The organism is Proteus vulgaris (assembly GCF_033708015.1).
Lineage (GTDB): Bacteria > Pseudomonadota > Gammaproteobacteria > Enterobacterales > Enterobacteriaceae > Proteus.
This window is the reverse complement of record NZ_CP137920.1, coordinates 3172604-3194190: the sequence shown is the minus strand read 5'-3', so window position 1 is coordinate 3194190 and position 21587 is coordinate 3172604. Positions and strand designations below refer to the sequence as shown.

Annotated in this window: 16 protein-coding genes; 10 read left to right on the top strand and 6 right to left on the bottom strand. The window is 37.6% G+C overall.

What is annotated here, in order from left to right; genetic code table 11:
• Position 1: 1 nt before the first annotated feature.
• Positions 2-664, bottom strand: a complete 663-nt coding sequence (locus tag SB028_RS15165; protein WP_248620090.1) for a CDP-alcohol phosphatidyltransferase family protein — start codon at positions 662-664, stop codon at positions 2-4.
• Between the two features lie 942 nt (positions 665-1606).
• Complete coding sequence (locus SB028_RS15160) at positions 1607-2242, bottom strand: response regulator transcription factor (RefSeq protein WP_069367329.1); 636 nt, start codon at positions 2240-2242, stop codon at positions 1607-1609.
• Between the two features lie 467 nt (positions 2243-2709).
• On the opposite strand from SB028_RS15160, the gene SB028_RS15155 reads away from it, so the two are divergent.
• Positions 2710-3705, top strand: coding sequence for a LacI family DNA-binding transcriptional regulator (locus SB028_RS15155; protein WP_069367330.1), 996 nt, complete (start codon positions 2710-2712; stop codon positions 3703-3705).
• 23 nt (positions 3706-3728) lie between these two features.
• On the opposite strand, the gene SB028_RS15150 is transcribed toward SB028_RS15155, so the two are convergent.
• Positions 3729-5201, bottom strand: a complete 1473-nt coding sequence (locus SB028_RS15150; RefSeq protein ID WP_069367331.1) for a glycoside hydrolase family 32 protein — start codon at positions 5199-5201, stop codon at positions 3729-3731.
• Between the two features lie 270 nt (positions 5202-5471).
• Between SB028_RS15150 and SB028_RS15145 the strand changes: the two genes are divergently transcribed.
• From SB028_RS15145 to SB028_RS15110, 8 genes are all read left to right on the top strand, one after another.
• Complete coding sequence (locus tag SB028_RS15145; RefSeq protein WP_069367332.1) at positions 5472-6419, top strand: aminoimidazole riboside kinase; 948 nt, start codon at positions 5472-5474, stop codon at positions 6417-6419.
• Between the two features lie 231 nt (positions 6420-6650).
• Positions 6651-7562: an EamA family transporter RarD gene (gene rarD / locus SB028_RS15140; protein ID WP_069367333.1), complete on the top strand. Its 912-nt coding sequence runs from the start codon at positions 6651-6653 to the stop codon at positions 7560-7562.
• Between the two features lie 124 nt (positions 7563-7686).
• Complete coding sequence (gene purT, locus SB028_RS15135) at positions 7687-8874, top strand: formate-dependent phosphoribosylglycinamide formyltransferase (protein ID WP_069367334.1); 1188 nt, start codon at positions 7687-7689, stop codon at positions 8872-8874.
• A gap of 255 nt (positions 8875-9129) precedes the next feature.
• Positions 9130-11013 carry a molecular chaperone HtpG gene (htpG, locus tag SB028_RS15130; RefSeq protein ID WP_069367335.1) on the top strand — a complete coding sequence of 628 codons (1884 nt, stop codon included), beginning with the start codon at positions 9130-9132 and terminating at the stop codon, positions 11011-11013.
• 181 nt (positions 11014-11194) lie between these two features.
• On the top strand, positions 11195-11839 hold the full coding sequence (gene adk / locus SB028_RS15125) for an adenylate kinase (RefSeq protein ID WP_069367336.1): 645 nt from the start codon (positions 11195-11197) through the stop codon (positions 11837-11839).
• Positions 11840-12003: 164 nt separating this feature from the next.
• Positions 12004-12984 carry a ferrochelatase gene (gene hemH / locus SB028_RS15120; protein WP_069367337.1) on the top strand — a complete coding sequence of 327 codons (981 nt, stop codon included), beginning with the start codon at positions 12004-12006 and terminating at the stop codon, positions 12982-12984.
• 163 nt (positions 12985-13147) lie between these two features.
• The gene (wzz(fepE), locus tag SB028_RS15115) at positions 13148-14266 is read left to right on the top strand and encodes an LPS O-antigen length regulator Wzz(fepE) (RefSeq protein ID WP_069367338.1); all 1119 of its coding nucleotides are present in this window, start codon (positions 13148-13150) and stop codon (positions 14264-14266) included.
• Between the two features lie 103 nt (positions 14267-14369).
• Positions 14370-15680: an inosine/guanosine kinase gene (locus SB028_RS15110; RefSeq protein ID WP_069367345.1), complete on the top strand. Its 1311-nt coding sequence runs from the start codon at positions 14370-14372 to the stop codon at positions 15678-15680.
• A gap of 118 nt (positions 15681-15798) precedes the next feature.
• Here the strand turns inward: SB028_RS15110 and ybaL are convergent, their stop codons facing one another.
• Together ybaL and SB028_RS15100 are read right to left on the bottom strand one after the other, a co-directional pair.
• Positions 15799-17559 carry a YbaL family putative K(+) efflux transporter gene (ybaL, locus tag SB028_RS15105; RefSeq protein ID WP_260664720.1) on the bottom strand — a complete coding sequence of 587 codons (1761 nt, stop codon included), beginning with the start codon at positions 17557-17559 and terminating at the stop codon, positions 15799-15801.
• Positions 17560-17797: 238 nt separating this feature from the next.
• Complete coding sequence (locus SB028_RS15100) at positions 17798-19036, bottom strand: MFS transporter (RefSeq protein WP_069367340.1); 1239 nt, start codon at positions 19034-19036, stop codon at positions 17798-17800.
• A 261-nt stretch (positions 19037-19297) separates the two neighbouring features.
• Here SB028_RS15100 and ushA point away from each other — a divergent pair, with 261 nt between their 5' ends.
• Complete coding sequence (ushA, locus tag SB028_RS15095) at positions 19298-20962, top strand: bifunctional UDP-sugar hydrolase/5'-nucleotidase UshA (protein ID WP_069367341.1); 1665 nt, start codon at positions 19298-19300, stop codon at positions 20960-20962.
• A gap of 121 nt (positions 20963-21083) precedes the next feature.
• Here ushA and ybaK read toward each other — a convergent pair whose 3' ends face one another.
• A complete protein-coding gene (gene ybaK / locus SB028_RS15090) occupies positions 21084-21563 on the bottom strand; it encodes a Cys-tRNA(Pro)/Cys-tRNA(Cys) deacylase YbaK (protein WP_069367342.1) in 480 nt (159 codons plus the stop codon).
• Positions 21564-21587: the final 24 nt, after the last annotated feature.

Below are 21587 nucleotides of genomic sequence, written 5' to 3'. Positions count from 1 at the left end.
ATCAGACACCTTGTGCTAAATCCCGTAAAATTTGACGGGTTCTGAAAATTGTGGTCAGCATTGAACCTAAGATAATAATCCATAATGAAATAAAAAAGAGCCATACTCCCCAAAGACCAGGAATAAATGCAGCAATAACAGCTACTGAGGTTAATAATGCCATTCGGTGTTGTTTTGCCATTGGGCCTGTAAATTGTTGATCTAATCCACAAGTCCCCCCCAATACACGAACATAAGCGGTCATTACCGCAAAAAAAGCGCCCACCCAGCCCAATGTGATGGCCATAGAAAAGTCAGAAGAGAGACCATAACCGACCCCCAAAATAATGAAGGTATCGGCGATTCTGTCTGGTAATTCATTATAAACAGCACCTACTGGGCTTTTCATGCCGCCTTCAACGGCAACCATACCATCTAATAAATTACAAATGAGGCGACCTTGGATCATGATAGCGCCAAAGATCAGTGACATTGAGCGTAATAACCCAGATGCATAATAGAGAGCACAAAAAAGTGATAAGCCTGCGAGTAATGCAAATATGACACTAAACACGGAAATACCGTTAGGGGTTGCCCCTTTTCGTTGTAAGTATCGACTGCATTTTGTAGCCCAGCTTGTTTGTCTTGCTTTTATCGGGCGACGGTTTTTATCTTGAGCGTTCATTTTTTTATAAAAAGCGAGTTAGAAAGGTATAGCATAAAGGCATTTGCACAAACTTAGAATAAGAATAAACGTATAAGTTTATCTTATATTTTTTTATGGGGATTAATTCCTTATTGTTATGCTCTTATTAAGACTATAAATCAATCCTCAATAACTATTTATTTCAATAAGTGTTAATACTTACTCGGTGCTAATGTATTATACTTATATGAATTAATCGTTTGATGATACTCTTAATGTGATCATTATTAAGTAGAAATAGTAAATGATGTATTACAGTAATTAAACTATGAAAAGAATAAATTTCTTAAGTAAAAGGGGAGGTAAAGGAAAATACTTATTATTATTTCTTATTTTACTGTTTGAATAAGCATAATCAAAACCCTTTGATTAGAATTTTATTATAAAGAAATTTTTGTTTAAATCAAAAATCAAAATGCATAAACAGTCTTTAAATAGGCATAAAAAAAAGAGACTGGAATTTCTTTTGTATTATTTTTTAATCATTAATAATTTTCTTCGTGAAAAAAGAATAAAGGAAATGAGAAATTAAAAATGAGAATGCTCATCTTTATTATAAGTAAAAATGATTTAAATCAAATGAAGGGGATCATCTGTTCTTATATTGCTATTATTAATAAAAAACAATCATAATAGTTATTAATAATAGCGATTATGAAAATAATATATACAGATGTTTTAAATGGAAATTAAACGAACACAAATGAAAAGGGGGCATCAAAATAAGTTGCCACCCTTTCTATCGTAGAATGGTATCTAACGTATTAATTATTCCCATATTAGGTGTAATTCATCCAAAATAGAATATTTTTAGAGGCACAGATTTTTCTCATTAATAAAAATATAATGAAAATTAAACAGGTCATATTGTTATATCGCCAGATAATACAACCTATTGATAAATAAAAATCACATTGTAAATCAGCTTGCTCTTAAGTCATATTTTTTAAAGAAATCATACTCTTGTACTAATTGTGGTAGTGATCTTATTTTCAATTTTGTGTACATGTTTGAACGATGAACTTCAACGGTACGAGGTGATAGCGAAAGTTTTTCTGCCGCTTCTTTACTCGTGTTTCCTTCAAGGATCATCTCCATAACCTCTTTTTCTCTATTAGATAACTTACTAAACTTATCTTTTAAAGATATATATGTTCGGAATTCCTCAACCTCACTTTCATAATGTAGGAAAGATTCCGAGACAATATTAAGAAGCTCATTCACATTTAGTGGGCGAGTTAAATATTCAAATGCCCCTGATTTAAATGCGTTACGACAACTCTCAATGGAACTGTCCCCCGAAATAATAATAACAGGGATGATATTTTTCAATTTGTTGAGTTCTTTAATCAGTGCAATTGAGGGGGCTGCACTGTTTTTTGTATTAATTATGATGCACTCTTTATGAGCTCCTTTTATCGATGAAAAATAGTATTTCAAGAAAGCCTGTTCATTTGAATAGGTTTTCACATTAGCCGCTAAAGAAGAAAGAACAGCTTTAAGTTGAACTTTTGTACTGTCATCTTCAAAAGTGATTAAGTGGATTATTGATTCCATATGTTGCTCCTGGTTTTACTCTGCTCTTACACTAAAAGTGAATGAGTAACGAAATTTGACTAATTTATAAGTTTTTTGATGTAGGGTAACATTCATGCAACGGAGCCATATTCAGAATATATCAAATTAAAAATGATTAATACTTCTGTATTATATTATAGATAAAATATCAGAACTTTGTTTTGTTTCAATATTTGCATTTTATATATAAGAATAATTTATTTCTATAATGAAGGGAGGAATAACTAATATTAATTGTAACTAAGTTTTTTTTCGTAAGTGATTTTAACTATATTGAACCCATTTAATAAGTAAAAAAATAATATATTTGGGTGCCTTTTTATGAAGTCATTAATTGTCGTATTTAGTTACAATATAATTCCCCTTGTGGATTTTTGACTTTACTTCTTGTAAAATAGCACTTTATTTCTATTGTCCCTTTTTAATAAACCAATCGAGCCAATGCTATGGCGTCACTGAAAGATGTAGCTCGACTTGCTTCCGTTTCTTTGATGACAGTCTCAAGAGCAATTAATAACCCTGAGTTATTAAAACCAGAAACACTGAAACAAGTCCAAAATGCGATTGATCAACTTAACTATGTTCCAGATTATTCTGCACGAAAAATTCGTGGGCAAGGAACAAAAGTGTCATCAATTGGTGTTTTAGCGATTGATACCGCCACGACACCATTTTCTGTTGAAATGATTTTATCCATAGAACAAACCGCAAGAGAATTTGGTTGGAGTTCATTTGTGGTCAATTTGACTGCACAAGATTGTTATGAAAATGCCATTTGGCAACTTTTGGCTCAACGCCCAGATGGGATTATCTATACCACGATGGGGTTGCGTGAAATCACGGTACATGAAAAGTTGCGTGATAAGAATTTAGTGTTAGCAAACTGTTTGGATAAAACCCACGCTTTTCCAACTTATATTCCTGATGATTATCATGGGCAGTACTTTGCGATGAAAAAAGTCATCGAAAAAGGGTATCGTCGCCCATTGTGTTTTTATATACCCACAGAGTCTGTTGCTGGTCCTATTCGTCGTAAAGCGGTTGAAGATGCTTGGCAAGAAGCTGGGTTGCCATTGGCGGATCTTCAACAATATACGATGATGTTTGGAGATGAGCACTACCGTGATGTCATTGAAATATTGAAAAAGCATTGTATTCATCAAAAAGCTGACTTTGATATCCTCATTTGTGGTAATGACCGTATTGCGTTTTTAGCGTACCAAGTTTTACTTTCTATGGGGTTACAGATCCCAGAGCAAGTGGCTGTTTTGGGATTTGATAATATGATTGGTACAGGAGAGTTGTTTTATCCACCCTTAACGACCGTACAATTGCCTCATTATGAATTAGGTAAAGAAGCGACGTTACATATTATTCAAGAACGAAACCATAAAGATACCCTACATGTACCTTGTCAATTAGTTGAACGTGAGTCTATTTAAAGACTCACGTCTTACTTATCTTCTCAATATGAGTAAATACTATTTAGCTGCCAATATTTACCATTAATCAATGTTGCATCACCATTCATGGCAAAAAGACGTAAAGCTTGAGTTTCTTCTTGAGCATAATATCGGCTACTAAGGGTAAATTCACCTTTGTTGACAAAGATTTCAATTGATGAGCGATCAATAAAAATACGTAAATTCAATTCATAACCTTCAGGTAATGGAATACTTCTCGCGCCACTTATGTTGTGCTGAGGATAATGACGGTTAAGAACGAAACGATGTGATTGATTATCGACAAAGAGCTCAAGACCTTCACCTAGCCATAAGCCAAATTTTTCAGCGTGGCTGTCTAAAGAGAACGTTAAATCGAGTTCGATAGCGGAAGCATTATTTATTAGCTCGATAGATTGATTACTGAGTGTAACAGGTTGAATCATCTGCTTTTTTTGGCGCAATGATTCGATTTCTTTAACGGGGATCATGCGTAAGCGATTTTTGGATTTATCAAAAGTGATTTCTCTAGGGAGGGTAAAGCAGCCAGACCAGAATTCAGATTTTGAAGGCATTGGTGAATTCCACATATCCATCCATCCCATAGAAACACGACGGCCATCAGGTGTCGTAAATGATTGTGGTGCATAATAATCATGACCATTATCGAGTTCAATAAAGTGACCTTGTGGTTTAAATGGTTGATTTGGTGACCACTGGCCAATTAATGCACCTGATTGAAAGAGATTGCGATATTGATAGCCTTCGGCGCGTTTTCCTTGTGGTGAGAAGACAATGGCAAATTCGTTTTCTTGACTAATAGGGAAGAAATCAGGGCACTCCCACATATAAACATTTTTATCATCTGTTTTCCCTAAAACAGTGTAATCGTTGTTCCACTGCTGACCCTCTACAAATAAGGTTTCGCTAGAGAAGAGTAGGACTTGTCCTTGATCTTTTTCATCACGCGCACCAACAACCATCCACCATTTACCTTCTTGATACCAGACTTTCGGATCACGAAAATGCATATAACCTTTAGGTGGCTCTAAGACGATCCCTTTTTTCTCGAAATGAATACCATCTTCACTAATAGCAACACATTGTGCTTCATAGATTTGGCTATCATCACCTTCGTCTGCTAACCAGTTGTGCCCTGTATAGAAAAGATAGAGTTTGCCTTCATGGCTAATTGCTGATCCTGAGAAACAACCACTTTTGTCGTAGTCATCTCCCGGAGTTAGTGCAATCGGTTGGTGTTGCCAGTGGATCATATCGGAGCTTGTGGCATGTCCCCAATGCATTGGCCCCCAGTCTTGAGAATAAGGGTGGTGCTGATAAAAGGCATGATATAAACCATCATGATAAATAAGACCATTAGGATCATTCAACCAACCTGCAGGCGCGGCTAAATGAAACTGGGGATAAAATTTATTACCTCGTTTTTCAATTAAAGTATTTAAGGCCTTTGTTGATTGTTCTAAGCGGTGTTTCATATCATTATCCTTATTCTATTTAGCGTGAATAGTGTGTTTTTAAGCGTACAGAAAAGGTAAGGAACAGATTAATCACACTATTACTCTTGTTGTTAACGATAACATTTAGAGTGAAAAAATACGATGTATGAAATTTACTTTATCATATTATCTTATTATGTTAACGTTATCAGTGTGGATTTACGAGCAATATCTTTATTTCTTCGTTATGAATAGTCATAGAAACAGAATATAGTTAAGAAAAATAATTGCTTATCTTCTGGAGAGATTATGAAAGTCTGGTCTTTAGGTGACGCTGTTGTTGACTTGATCCCATTGCAAAACATGCAATATGAAGCATGCGCAGGGGGCGCGCCTGTCAATGTTGCGGCGGGTGTGGCTAAACTGGGTCAAAAAAGTGGTTTTATTGGACGTGTCGGTGAAGATGCGTTCGGCCATTTTATGCAAAAAACATTGTTTGATCTGGGGGTTGATACTGGTTCAATGGAATTTGATGAGTTTCACCGTACCAGTACTGTTCTTGTCTCTTTGCAAGAAAATGGTGAGCGTGATTTTACTTTCTTAGTTGCTGAGTCTGCCGATCAATTTTTAACAGAAAAATCGTTGCCTGCGTTTGAAAAAGATATTTTGCATTTTTGCTCGTTAGCATTAGTTAATCCTATTTGTCGCTCAACCTTAGATTGTGCAATCAAAAATATTAAAGAAAGCGGTTCACTACTGAGTTTTGATATTAATTTGCGTCCTCAAATGTGGCGTGATCATGAAGAAATGCGCGAAATTATTGATAATTATGCGCATAAAGCTGACATATTAAAATTATCAGAAGATGAACTTACGTGGATGACACAAGAAGTGACATTGAATAATGCACTTAAAAAATTAGAAGATTATCCCGCTCGTTTAAAAGTGATCACTCAAGGCTCTAAAGGTTGTTTAGTTTTAACACCAAATACTCAAATCGCATTTAGTGCCTTTATCGTTGAATGTATTGATACAACAGGGGCTGGTGATGCCTTTATGTCGGGTTTGCTCGCTGCGCTTGCTGAATATGGGTTTGCTGAAGATGAACCATATTTATCAAAAATAGTAACGCAAGCGGCTGCTTGTGGCGCTTTAGCCACCACTCAAAAAGGAGCGATAGCAGCGGCACCCAGTCGTAAAAAATTACATGATTTTGTTCAGCAACAACCGCCTTTACATGTTAGGGAGATTTTCTAACATTTCACCCATTTTTTCTGGTTGTGGTTTTTACCACGGTTTTCCCTTAATGGAATTTTCCTATTCTCCATTTATAACGACTTTTCTCGGAGTGGTTATTTATGGAGATTTTTTTATCTTATCTCTATCGCCGTATTGATGTTTGAGCAATCAGCGATGCTGATCATATAGTTTCGCCCATTTTAAGCGTATGATATTCAATCTTATTGACTTTTATTGATGGAACATTAAATGTGGGCTCAATCGGGCGCGGTATTAGCCATTTTTTCTTATATTCTTTGGGGGATAACCCCTCTGTTTTATCGGCTGTTACCTGGCGCGCAACCATTAGAAATGTTGGCTCAGCGTTTGATCTGGTCTATTCCTCTTTTATTACTCGTACGACTCTTTATTAAAAATAGGACACGATGGTACGCTGTTTTACAAGATAAGCGCTCTATTTTTATGTGTCTATTTAGCTCAATGGCGATGGCCGTTTCTTGGTGTACATTTACCTATGCATTAACACATCAACAAGTATTAGAAGCGAGCTTAGGGTATTTTATTAATCCACTTTTCTCAATTTTATTAGGCGTTATCTTTCTTAAAGAAAAGCTGAATCCAGCAGAAAAGTGGGCTGTCGTCTTAATCTGTGCGGGTGTGGGCTATCAATTGTGGATGTACGGCGAATTACCTGTACTCGCTATTATGATGGGAGGCGCATTTGCTGTATACGGTTTGATCCGTAAATTTATTCGTTTTGATGTGATCACTTCTTTATTTATGGAAACGCTCTGGTTAATGCCATTAGCAATAGGGGTTACTATTTGGTTATTGATAACAGATAAAAGTGCACTACCTTCTGCTGACAATCTGACGCGTTTTTATTATGTTTTAACCGCACCTGTCACTATATTGCCATTATTGTTCTTTACCGCAGCCGTTAAACGAACCACATTAACTGTCATCGGATTGGCGCAATATATTGAACCGACCATTCAATTTTTACTGGCTGTTTTCTTATTCCATGAAGCTTTTGATGAAGTAAAAGGCGTGAGTTTTTCGCTGATTTGGTTAGGGCTTTTATGCTGTATCTTAGCGCTTATTCGAAAACGCCTTAATTATCTAAAAATTCAAAAAGGAAAACGTAGCCAAACGGTGTAATTGTTTTATTTCCCTGCTTGATTATTTTTTGTCTGGCTATTTTTCTATCACGCTAAATCCGTTATGCTATATGAAATGCAATCGTTTGCGTGGTTGCGGTTTTTATTAATGGCGAGGATAAAAAATGACAGTGCTGGGTACGGCTCTTACACCAAATGCAACAAAAGTGATGTTATTAGGTGCGGGTGAATTAGGCAAAGAAGTCGCGATAGAATGCCAACGATTAGGTATTGAAGTGGTTGCCGTTGATCGTTATCTCAATGCTCCTGCTATGCATGTTGCTCATCGCCATCATGTTGTAAATATGCTTGATAGCGATGCATTAAAACAAGTTATAGAACAAGAGCGACCGGATTTTATTGTTCCAGAAATTGAGGCTATAGCAACGACGTTACTGATTGAATTAGAACAAGCAGGGCAAAACGTTGTTCCTTGTGCGCGTGCTGTAAAGCTGACGATGGATAGAGAAGGGATCCGTCGTTTAGCCTCAGAAACATTACACTTACCTACATCAAACTATCAATTTGTTGACGATGAGGTGAGCTTTAAAAAAGCCGCATTAGAAATCGGCTTCCCTTGTATTGTAAAACCTGTCATGAGTTCATCAGGAAAAGGGCAAAGTGTTATTCGTCACGAAAACGATTTAGCTCAGGCTTGGACGTATTCGCAAGAGGGAGGGAGAGCAGGAAAAGGGCGCGTTATCGTAGAGAAAATGATCCCGTTTGATTTTGAGATCACGTTACTGACTATTCATGCTGTTGATGGGATCCATTTTTGTGCTCCTATTGGGCATCGACAAGAAAAGGGGGATTACCGAGCATCGTGGCAGCCTCAGAAAATGAGTGATATTGCACTTGCTAAAGCAGAGCATATCGCGAGTAAAGTGGTTGAAAACTTAGGGGGTTATGGTTTATTTGGTGTTGAATTATTTGTTCAAGGCAATGAGGTCTTCTTTAATGAAGTCTCACCTCGCCCTCATGATACAGGATTGGTAACACTCATTTCTCAAGATTTATCAGAGTTTGCTCTTCATGTTCGTGCTTTTTTAGGCTATCCCATTGGGGGGATCCGCCAATTAGGTGCTTGCGCATCGGCGGTTATTTTACCCGCGCTTTATAGTACAAATATTGTTTATTCTGGTATTGAAAAAGCGTTGAAGGCGGATCGCCAAATTCGCCTTTTTGCTAAGCCTGAAATTGTAGGCTCTCGCCGTCTTGGTGTTGTGCTTGCTCATGCTGATACAATAAAACATGCATTGGATGAAGCAATTGCAGGTGCTGACGCTATTATTGTCAATGACGCCCAAAAATAGCGATATAACATAAGATTACTTACCGCTAAGATGAGAACTTAACTTAGCGGTGAAGTCCTGCGTTAATAAAATACGCTTGAGAACAGAGAGAAAAACAGACAGTAAGTATTATCTGGATTCAAATTTTAATCATATAAGACACTTAATCATTTTTATTCGCTTAATTTTTTACTCAACCCTTGAAACTTGCTTAACTATCCCCACTTTTTACTCATATTGATTTTTTTCGCCAAATTAGGATTAATTGAGGTAAAAATGAGTATGAAAGGTCAGGAAACAAGAGGATTTCAGTCAGAAGTTAAACAACTTCTTCAATTAATGATCCATTCTCTTTACTCCAATAAAGAAATTTTCCTTCGCGAATTGATTTCGAACGCATCAGATGCGGCTGATAAATTACGTTTCCGTGCATTATCAGATGCAGCGCTGTATGAAAATAACGGTGAGTTACATGTACGCATTTCCACTGATAAAGAAGCTCGTACTCTGACTATCAGTGATAATGGTATTGGGATGACCCGTGATGAAGTTATTGATAATCTCGGTACTATTGCAAAATCAGGTACAAAATCATTCTTAGAATCAATCGGACAAGATCAAGCTAAAGATAGCCAACTCATTGGCCAGTTTGGTGTTGGATTCTATTCTGCGTTTATCGTTGCAGATAAAGTAACAGTACGCACTAGAGCGGCTGGTGAAAGTGCAGATAAAGGTGTTTTTTGGGAGTCTGAAGGCGAAGGTGATTACACCGTTGCTGATATTGAAAAAGCGGAGCGTGGTACAGAAATTACACTTCATTTACGTGAAGGTGAAGATGAGTATTTAGATGATTGGCGCCTGCGTAGTATCATTAGTAAATATTCCGACCATATTTCTTTGCCTGTTGAAATTGAAACGAAAAATGAAGAAGACGGCACTGTAACATGGGAAAAAATTAATAAAGCGCAAGCACTTTGGACTCGTAATAAAGCTGAAGTAAGTGATGAAGAATATAAAGAGTTTTATAAACATATCTCTCATGACTTTGCAGATCCACTAAGCTGGGCACACAACCGCGTAGAAGGTAAGCAAGAGTATACAAGCTTATTATATGTGCCTTCAAAAGCGCCTTGGGATTTATGGAATCGTGAACAACGTCATGGTTTAAAACTGTATGTGCAGCGCGTCTTTATCATGGATGAAGCTGAGCAGTTTATGCCAAATTACCTACGCTTTATCCGTGGATTAGTGGATTCTAATGATTTACCGCTAAACGTTTCGCGTGAAATTTTACAAGACAGCTCTGTGACACGTAATTTACGCAGTGCATTAACGAAACGTGCATTACAGATGTTACAAAAATTGGCAGAAAACAAGCCGGAAGAGTATCAATCATTCTGGAAAGAGTTTGGTTTAGTCTTGAAAGAAGGCCCCGCAGAAGATTCATCTAACATTGAAACTATTGCAAAATTACTACGTTTTGCATCAACGCATAACGACAGTGATGCGCAAACAGTGTCATTGGAAGATTATGTTAGCCGTATGGTTGAAGGTCAGGAAAAAATCTATTACATCACCGCTGATAGTTATGCGGCTGCGAAAAATAGTCCTCATTTAGAGTTGTTCCGCAAAAAAGGTATCGAAGTACTGCTGTTATCTGATCGTATAGATGAGTGGATGATGAATTACCTGACTGAGTTTGATGGCAAATCATTCCAGTCTGTAAGTAAAGCTGATGAATCTCTTGATAAACTTGCTGATGAAGAGAAATTGGCAGAGCAAGAAGAAACAGATAAACAATTAGCTCCTTTTGTTGAACGTATTAAAACCTTGCTAGGGGATAAAGTTAAAGATGTGAAATTAACCCATCGTTTAACAGATACTCCTGCAATTGTGACAACCAGTGCTGACGAAATGACAACACAAATGGCAAAATTGTTTGCAGCAGCAGGACAACAAGTGCCAGAAGTGAAATACAACTTTGAGCTAAACCCAAATCACCCATTAGTGAAGAAAACAGCAGAACTTACGGATGACGCACTCTTTGCAGATTGGGTAAATTTATTACTGGATCAGGCTTTATTTGCTGAAAGAGGCTCTTTAGAAGATCCAAACCAGTTTATTCGCTTAGTGAATCAACTTTTAGTTCAAAAAGCGTAACTGTTTTCGTTTTCAAACATTTAAACCACGTTTCTCTGAAAAGAGAGCGTGGTTTTTTCTTTTTCGATAAAAATAAAATGCAATCGCTACCGTGATTTCTTGAGCGATGACCTCACAAAATGGTATGGTAATGCGTTTTCGAGTTTAAATATAAAAAATTAAATGCAAGGGGATTTACGCGATGCGTATCATTCTGCTAGGCGCTCCAGGCGCTGGTAAAGGCACTCAGGCTCAATTCATTAAAGAGAACTATGGTATCCCACAGATTTCAACTGGTGATATGTTACGTGCGGCAGTTAGTGCCGGTACAGAACTAGGACTGAAAGCAAAAGCACTGATGGATAATGGTCAGTTAGTGACTGATGAATTAGTTATTGCGTTAGTTAAAGAGCGTATCAAACAAGACGATTGCCGTAATGGTTTCTTGTTGGATGGGTTCCCAAGAACAATTCCACAAGCTGATGCAATGAAAGAAGCGGGTATCAATGTGGATTTCGTACTGGAATTCTCTGTACCTGATGAAATCATTGTTGAGCGTATTATTGGTCGTCGTGTTCACGCACCATCAGGTCGTGTTTATCATATAAAATTTAATCCGCCTAAAGTGGAAAATCGTGATGACGTGACGGGTGAAGAATTAACAACGCGTAAAGATGACCAAGAAGAAACAGTGCGTAAACGTTTAGTTGAGTACCATACTCAAACTGCACCGTTAGTTTCTTATTACCAAAATGAAGCTAAAGCAGGTAATGCGAAATACTTCAAAGTTGATGGTACACAAAAAGTAAGCGAAATTAATGCTGAACTAAAAAGTATCCTTGGCTAATTTCGTCATTATGATGACTAATCCCGGTTGAGCCGGGATTTTTTTTATCTCTTTAAAATAAGGTAAAAAGACTGATCCAATAAATTGACAAGCACAATCTATTATTTTCCTTTATTCTTCTACTCTTTGGTTATCCTAATAAAATAACTCTAAGGAGTCATAGTATGAATGATGCTAAGTATGGTGTTCTTTTGGTTAATCTTGGCACACCTGATGCGCCAACAACGGGAGCTGTTCGACGTTATTTGGCTCAATTTCTTAGTGATCCTCGAGTTGTTGATGTTTCTCCTTTGATTTGGAAACCAATATTACAAGGGGCGATACTACCATTTCGCTCACCTAAAGTGGCTAAGTTATATCAACAGATTTGGATGGATGAGGGCTCACCACTTTTAGTTTATAGCCGAGCGCAACAACGGGCTGTTGCTCAAAGATTACCTCATATACCCGTGGAGTTAGGGATGTGTTATGGCAATCCATCACTCAATGAAGGAGTTGAAAAACTATTACAACAAGGTGTTGAGAACATTATTTTGTTACCACTTTACCCTCAATACTCTTGCTCTACTTCGGCTGCGGTATTTGATGGTGTTAGTCGAATTTTTAAAAATAGGCGTACAATACCCTCTCTTCATTTTATTCGTAGTTATCCTACGCATCCGCTTTATCTCAAAGCGTTAGTCACCTCTATTGAGAAAAGCTTTCAGCAATATGGTAAACCCGATCGTTTAGTTCTCTCTTTCCATGGTATTCCTGAGCGCTTTATCAAAACGGGTGATATTTATTATGATGAGTGTTGCCTCACAACAGAAAAACTAAAAGCGCAATTAGAAGAGCAGTTAGGTTATCCTAAAGAACAGGTCATGTTGACATTTCAGTCACGCTTTGGTCGTGAACCTTGGCTATCGCCTTATACGGATAAAACGATGGAAAAGCTGGGAAGTGAAGGGGTTGAACATGTGCAGGTTGTATGCCCAGGATTTTCATCTGATTGCTTGGAAACATTAGAAGAAATTAATGAACAGAATCGAGAGTTTTTTATTCATGGTGGTGGTAAACAGTACGAATACATTCCTGCATTAAATGATGATCCAGAGCATATTGACTTATTAGAAGCGATGATCAGAGAGGTATGCGAAAAATAATTACTGAATTCGATAAATAAAATTATCGGATTTGATGATATATTAATTTGATCATATTTCAGTTATATATAAACTTATCTTTTCTCATTTTTTAAGTCTTTTAGTGGAAATCACTAAAAGTGCTGATAAACGGACACTGCATTACATAAATTTAGGCAGGAAAATGAATAGTAAGCTTTCAAAACCACAATCTTCAGAAATTGATAAAGGACATTTTGACGATTTCTATCTAAAACAGAATGATGAAATCGATCTTTTTGAATTATTTTCTGTTATTTATAAATCAAAATTTGTCATTATTGGTATTACGTTATTATTTGCTATCGTTGGCTTTACTGTTGCAAGCTTTTTACCACAAAAATGGACGAGCCAAGCTGCAATTACCAAGCCAATGCTGGATGAAATGAAGCAATTAAGAGCAACATTGACTGAGCTTAGCTTAGTGGATGTTGATACAGGTGTGAATGGTTCATCTGTTTATCAAAAGTTTATTAATAACTATAACTCTCGTGTATTACGTGAAGAATATTTAGTGAGTACAGATTATTACAAAAACTTGTTGGCAAAAATGGAAGAGCCAACGCCACTGGATAAACGTAGATTAATTGAAACGATAGTAACGAAAGATATTAATTTAAAAGCTTCAGATGCTAAAAATAGTGAAGAAGAATTTAGTGGTGAAATTAATCTCAGCTTTACCGCCCCAACGCCTGAAGAAGCTTACGATTTACTTTCTGGTTATATTCGCTTTATTTCGACTAAAGTACGTGTAGAAGTAAAAGACGAAATTGATGATCAAATTGAGCGTAAGTTAAGCTTTGCGCAAAAAGCCTATGAGATGGATTTAGAGCGTATCGCTAATGCGCGTAATGTGAATGTGCAACGCCTAAAATATGCGTTAGAAATTGCGAATGCGGCGGGAGTGAAAAAACCTATTTCCAGTGAAGGTGCACAAATTAAAGATGACCCAGATTACTCTATTGCTATGGGTTCTGATGCATTAAGTAGCAAATTAGCGATCACTGAAGCGATTACTGACCCAACAACGGTGAGTGCTGATCTGAAAAACCGCTTATACAATATGAAGCAATTAGAAAAAGTAAAATTAGATGATCTTCAATTTGTACCATTCAAATATATGCTGAAACCTTATGAGCCAACTAAAAAAGATGCACCTAAACGTGCCCTGATTTTAGTTGGTGCTGCTTTTGTTGGTTTCATTCTATCTGTTATGGGTGTTTTACTGAGCTATATGGCAAGAAGCCGTCGTAAAACCGCATAAAAATATCTTTAAATAAGTAGGTGTACGGACGTACACCTACTGCCTCTCCCACAATATTGTGTTAACATTGCGCATCTTTTTTAGCTGTGTAGCATTGTTCACAATGAAATTCCCTGGCAAACGAAAATCCAAACACTATTTTCCCGTTAGTTTACGAGATCCTTTATTACAACCCATCATCAATATGACGGAGAGCGAATCTTCTCGCGCTTATATCGTAGGTATTGACCAAACCTTGGTTGATATTGAAGCGAAAGTTGATGAAGCGTTTATTCACCGTTATAACTTGAGTCAGGGACACTCTCTTGTTATTGAAGATGATGTCGCAGAGGCACTTTATCGTGAGTTAACAGACCATAATCTGATAACACACGAATTCGCGGGTGGCACTATTGGTAATACGTTACATAACTACTCTGTATTGGCTGACGATCGCTCGGTGTTATTAGGCACTATGTGTAATAACATTCAGATTGGTAGCTATGCTTATCGTTATTTATGTAACACATCTAGCCGTACTGATCTTAATCACCTCCAAGGTGTTGATGGTGCTATTGGGCGCTGTTTTACGTTGATCACTGAAAATGGTGAGCGTACGTTTGCGATTAGCCCGGGTCAAATGAATCAACTTAGACCTGAAAGCATTCCTGAAGAGGTGATTGCAGAAGCTTCCGCATTGGTATTAACGGCTTACTTAGTTCGCTGTAAACCCGGTGAACCGATGCCCTTAGCGACCATGAAAGCGATTGAGTATGCGAAAAAATATGATGTGCCTGTCGTTCTCACGCTTGGGACAAAATATGTGATTGCAGATGATCCACAATGGTGGCGTGATTTCTTAAAAGAGCACGTTTCTGTTGTCGCAATGAATGAAGATGAAGCTTTTGAATTAACAGGACATGCGGATCCTCTGTTGGCTTCGGATGTTGCTTTAGAATGGGTTGATTTAGTGCTTTGTACCGCGGGACCTGCTGGGCTTTATATGGGCGGTTATACAGAACACGACTTTAAGCGCCAAACTACGCATCCTTTATTACCAGGGGCAATTGCTGAGTTTAATCGTTATGAATTTAGTCGTGCAATGCGCCGTAAAGATTGTGAAGAGCCGGAGAAAGTGTATTCTCATATTGAGCCTTATATGGGTGGTCCTGAAAAAATCATGAATACAAATGGTGCGGGCGATGCGGCATTATCAGCATTACTGCATGATATTACAGCGAATAGCTATCATCGTATTAATGTGCCTAACTCAAGTAAGCATCCACGGACTTATTTAACTTATTCATCATTAGCACAAGTGTGTAAATATGCTAATCGAGTGAGTTATCAAGTACTCAGTCAGCACTCTCCACGTTTGACGCGTGGTTTACCTGAAAAAGAAGATAGTTTGGAAGAAGCCTACTGGGAACGTTAATTTTGTCTTGTTTCTAAATCTTCTTTTGTTAGTGTGAAATAAAAAACCTATCAATATTTATTGATAGGTTTTTTTGTTAACTTAAATTCTGTGGATTTAAGTGACTCACTGTATGTGATTATTGCGCAGCACTCGGTGCAATGATTTGTTGACCGTTTTCAGGTGTTTCATCAATAGCACAGCCAAATTCAACTTCTTTAATTAGCATATTCGCCATTGCCGATGCCGTTTGATCTTCATCGATAATGACGTGATTAGCCCCTTTTTCAAGAATAAAAGAAGCTTCTTCATCATAGTTAGCACGCACGATAATATCGTCAAAATGCGCACGAACAATGATATTCAAATCCGGGTTCATACTTCTTGCCGTTTCAGCGATATCTGCAGCTTCATAACCATTAGGTATCGTCAGTAATAAAGATTTCGCACAATCAATACGGGCTAAAGCAAGTGACTCTTTTGTTGATGCATTACCCAGTACGGTATTTAAACCTTTCTCTTTTAATTCAGCGAATTTATTACGGCTATTTTCGATAATAACTAATGGAATAGATTGAGTTAATAATTTATCAGCAAGCATGCTTCCTGCTCGCCCATAACCGACGATAATAGCGTGACCACAAATATCAACAGGAACAGGCATCTCTTCTTCCAGCTCTTCTTGTTGTAACTGTTCCATTTCTTCTTTGGTTTCTGTTTTTGCCAGATAGCGATCTAATAAAGAGAACAGAACGGGGTTTAGCATAATAGAAACTAAAGCACCCGCTAAAACAAGATTACGTGCATCTGGTTCTAAAACGTTTAGCGCGACACCGAGACCCGCAAGAATAAAGGCAAATTCACCAATTTGAGCAAGGCTGGCTGAAATGGTTAAAGCGGTGCGTCTGGAATGCCCAAACATTCGTACAAGGACTAATGCAGCGGCGGATTTACCAATAATAATGATAGCCAGCGTTGCTAAGATACCAAACGGATGCTCAATTAATACCATTGGATCAAATAACATGCCGACAGACACAAAGAACAGAACCGCGAAAGCATCTCGCAACGGTAAAGTATCTTGAGCCGCTCTGTGGCTTAATTCAGACTCATTAAGCACCATGCCTGCAAAGAATGCCCCTAATGCGAAAGACGCATCAAATAAGGTTACAGCGCCATAAGCAATACCTAAAGCAAGGGCGAGTACACTCAGTGTAAACAGTTCACGAGAGCCTGTTGCCGCGGTTTTAGCTAAAATCCAAGGAATCAGCTTACGACCAATAATCATCATGATTAAGATAAAGGCCACCACTTTACCGATAGTGATACCTAAATTAATCATCAGTTGAGAAACATTAGTTTGATCGCTACTTTCCAGCATATTGGCAATAGCAGGGAGTAGTACAAGGGCTAACACCATTGCTAAGTCTTCAACAATCAACCAACCAATAGCAATTTGACCTCGTTGGCTATCAATCAGGCCTCTTTCTTCAAGTGCTCGTAAAAGAACAACAGTACTTGCTGTTGATAGACACAAACCGAATACAATGCCACTAAATAAGCCCCAGCCAAAAAATGCGGATAATCCCAATCCTAATAGTGTTGCTACTGCAATTTGCGCAATAGCACCTGGAATAGCGATCGCTTTTACTGCCATCAGATCTTTTAACGAAAAGTGTAAACCTACACCAAACATTAGCAGAATAACGCCAATTTCAGCGAGTTCAGGCGCGAGGGAGGTATCAGCAACAAAGCCGGGAGTAAATGGACCGGCAAGTACACCCGCAGCAAGATATCCTACTAAAGGTGAGATTTTTAGCCGTTGAGCAATCATGCCTAAAATGTAAGCAAGTGCTAACCCACCAACAATGGTGGTAATGAGAGGTGTTGAATGCGGCATCAATTCTCCTTCTTTTTATAAAACTACATGTATCGGGGGGCGAGTAATATAGCAGGCTGATAGTTTAACGTATTCATGCAATAAATTCGCTAAAAATTATCGATTATTTATAAAAATAGCGAGTTGACTGGTTTTTTTGATGCAAATGCGATTTTTTATGTTATTTTAATCAGTCTTACCTTTTAAAGTAAGAAATACCCTGTTACTCATTCATTTAGATAACAGGGAGAATTACAAGTTATTCAGTTTTATCTACCCTAAAATTAGGGAGAAATAGGGTGAAAATACCTAATAGTGGGAGATAAGCACAAATATGATAGACATATTCAATACTCTTCAGATCTGCAATATAACCTAATACCGCAGCACCAATCCCTCCCATCCCAAAAGCAAGCCCGAAGAAAAGCCCTGAAACCATGCCAGTTTTGCCCGGAATTAATTCTTGAGCATAAACTAAGATAGCAGAAAATGCTGAAGCTAATATTACACCAATGAAAACAGTAAGCACGCCAGTCCAGTAAAGGCTGGCATAAGGCAGTATTAGCGTAAAAGGTGCAACGCCGAGAATAGATCCCCAAATAACATATTTTCTGCCAATTTTATCGCCTAGGGGACCACCAATCATGGTGCCAGCAGCGACAGCAAAGAGGAATACAAACAGGTGAATTTGTGCATTTTGTACTGAAACGCCAAATTTATGTATTAAATAGAAAGTATAGTAGCTACTGATGCTTGCAAGATAAAAATACTTAGAAAAAATCAGAATAAGTAAAATGGCCAGAGAGCCTAAAAGGGTTTTACGTGGCAATCGTATTTTGTTGTTTAGTCCTTTAGATTGTTTTTTCTGAGCTTCTTGTTGAATTTTATACCAACGGCTAACTTGTAATAGCACTACAATGGCTAGCAATGCAGCAAGGGAGAACCAACCGACATTGCCTTTGCCATAAGGTGCAATCAGTAAAGCAGCCAAAAGAGGGCCTAAAGAGCTCCCTAAATTCCCGCCTACTTGAAAGAGTGATTGTGCAAATCCATGTCTTCCACCTGATGCCATTCTAGCAACACGAGATGACTCAGGATGAAAAACAGAGGATCCGGTACCGACTAATCCTGCAGCAAGTAATAACATTGGGAATGTATTTGCAAAGGCGAGGAGAATAAGCCCTGTTAGCGTAAAACCCATACCAATGGGTAATGAGTAAGGCTTAGGGTATTTATCAGTATAGAGCCCAATAAAAGGCTGCAATAAGGATGCTGTAATTTGATACGTCAACGTTATCATCCCTATTTGTACAAAACTGAGAGAAAACTCAGATTGCAGCATAGGGTAAATAGCTAATATCAATGATTGGATCATATCATTGAGAAGATGTGAAAAACTGATCGCCGTTAAAATACTAAAAACCGTATTACGCTTATTGGCTTTTCGTTGTAAAACGTCAGTTTCTTCTTGGGGATGCGTTGGATCGGCATTGCTCATTTTAATTCCCTGTCACATTGTTTTGTTAATAAATTGTTTCTATTTTTATTGGTTTATTTTACATCTATTTGGAGTTGGGTGCTTTTATGAGAAATAGAGTTTGATTGATGTCTCAAAAAAACTATTGGATCAATGAAATAATAAAAAAATTATATAACCTACGTCATAAAATACAGCAAAAGTATTTAACTTCTGTCTTCTTTTTCTACAGTAGAACCATGGCAGAACCTTCTCAATAAATAATATACATGGGGATATACCATGAGCTTATCTTTTAAATTATCAGCATGCGCGTTGACCGTTTCTTTAGCGATGACGCCTGTGATGTCTCAGGCATGGGAAAAGGATAAAACCTACGAAATTACTATTTTGCATACCAATGATCACCATGGCCATTTTTGGCATAACGATCGTGGCGAATATGGTTTAGCTGCACAAAAAACAGTTGTTGATAACATTCGTGATGAAGTCGCTAAAAAAGGCGGTAGTGTACTGTTGTTATCTGGTGGTGATATCAATACCGGTGTTCCAGAATCTGATTTACAAGATGCAGAGCCTGATTTTAAAGGTATGAATCTTGTGGGTTATGATGCCATGGCTCTGGGTAACCATGAATTTGATAATCCACTAGATGTTTTACGCCAACAAGAAAAATGGGCAACGTTCCCATTCTTATCTGCAAATATTTATCAAAAAAGCACAGGTGAGCGCTTATTTAAGCCTTACACCATTTTTGATAAGCAAGGTGTTAAAATTGCAGTATTAGGTTTGACTACGGATGATACTGTGCGTATTGGTAATCCAGCAAACTTCCCAGACACTGAGTTCCGCAAGCCGGCGGATGAGGCTAAAAAAGTTGTAGAAGAACTGCGTACAACGGAAAAACCAGACATTATTATCGCAGCAACTCATATGGGTCACTACGATGATGGTAATCACGGCTCTAATGCACCAGGTGATGTGGAAATGGCACGTGCATTGCCAAAAGGTTATCTTGATATGATTGTGGGTGGTCACTCACAAGATCCTGTTTGTATGTCTCAAGAGAATAAAAATTACAAACAAGCGGATTATGTACCGGGAACACCTTGTGCGCCAGATAACCAAAATGGTACATGGATTGTTCAGGCTCATGAATGGGGTAAATATGTTGGTCGTGCAGACTTTGAATTCCGTAATGGTGAATTCACGTTAAAACATTACCAATTAATCCCAATCAACTTAAATCAGAAAGTGAAGAAAGACGACGGTACAACAGAACTTGTTTACTATACAGAAGAAATTCCTCATAACCCTGAAATGATGAAACTGTTGACGCCTTATCAAGAAAAAGGCGGTGAGCAATTAAATGTTAAAGTGGGTGAGGTTGTTGGTAAATTAGAAGGTGACCGTAGTAAAGTTCGTTTTGTTCAAACCAATATGGCACGTTTATTATTATCAGCTCAAGCTGAACGTGCGAATGCAGATTTTGCAATTATGAGTGGTGGTGGTGTTCGTGATTCTATTGAATCTGGTGATATCACTTACAAAGATGTACTGAAAGTTCAACCTTTCGCGAATGAACTGGTTTATGTTGATTTCAAAGGTGAAGAAGTCGAGCCTTATTTATCGGCGGTTGCATGTATGAAAGTAGACTCTGGTGCTTATGCACAATTCTACAATGTTAGCTTAACCGTAGATGCAGATTGTAACGTTAGCGATGTTAAAATTGCTGGCAAACCAATAGATAAAACGAAAACTTACCGTATGGCGACACTAAACTTTAACGGTATTGGTGGTGATGGTTATCCTAAGATTGATACTCATCCTGCGTATGTGAATACCGGTTTTGTTGATGCTGAAGTATTAAAAGGTTATATCGAATCTCACTCTCCATTGAAAGCGGCTGATTTCGAACCTAAAGGCGAAATTGTTTACAAAAAATAAAGCTTATCAATAACGTTTATATAAGCAAAAGGCGACATTTATTGTCGCCTTTTATTTTGGCGCTAAATCACGTTAATTTCTTATTTTGAGGATGAACCTTAAAATAAGAAATCATTAATGATTATGACTCTTTACGAATAAGTGCAAATTGAGCACCTAACACAGATCCCAAATCTTCCGCCGATAATTCAATATCTAAGCCACGCTTACCACCAGAGACAAAGATAGTGTCAAATTCAAGCGCTTGTTCATCAATCACTGTTGGTAGACGTTTTTTTTGGCCTAATGGGCTTATTCCCCCCACTAAATAACCGGTGACTTTTTGTGCAATTTGAGGATCTGCCATATCTGCTTTTTTTGCCTTAAAGCACTTAGCAACAAGTTTTAAATCTAACTGACCAGAAACTGGTGTTACGGCAACAGCAAGATTTTTAGCATCACCATTTAAAGAAACTAGAAGCGTTTTGAATACTTGGCGATTATCTAAACCTAATTTTTCAACAGCTTCATCACCAAAATTATGGACATTAGCATCATGCTCATAAGGATGAAGGGTAAATTTGATTTTTTGTTTTTCCAGTAAATTTACAGCGGGAGTCATAGTTATTCCTATTTATAAGGTCAC